Annotated in this window: 1 protein-coding gene; it reads right to left on the minus strand. The window is 54.3% G+C overall.

Going from position 1 to position 254, the window contains the following annotated elements:
- Window positions 1-90: 90 nt before the first annotated feature.
- The coding region (locus AB3X94_RS42295; protein ID WP_368614514.1) for a transposase at window positions 91-254 on the minus strand (164 nt) is incomplete at its 5' end.

Genomic DNA, 254 nt, shown 5'->3' on the forward strand with positions numbered 1-254 from the left:
ATCTTTCGCATTGTGCAATTTCAACGCGCATCAACCTTTTTAAAGCACTGTGAGGCCGGCTTCTGGCCTCATTGCCGCCTTTTCCAGCCACTATGGGCGGATTTGTGCCAGGGATCGCATGCGCACGAGGTTATAGGCCGTCATGTTCAACACGAACATCTGGTCCACCTTCTTCAAGCCGCGCACCATCACCTGGCGCATGCGCCCTACGGTCTTGGCCCAGCCGAAACCTTGTTCGATCAACTTCCGCTTTT

Origin of the sequence: Paraburkholderia sp. BR10923 (assembly GCF_040948765.1) — a bacterium.
Lineage (GTDB): Bacteria > Pseudomonadota > Gammaproteobacteria > Burkholderiales > Burkholderiaceae > Paraburkholderia > Paraburkholderia youngii.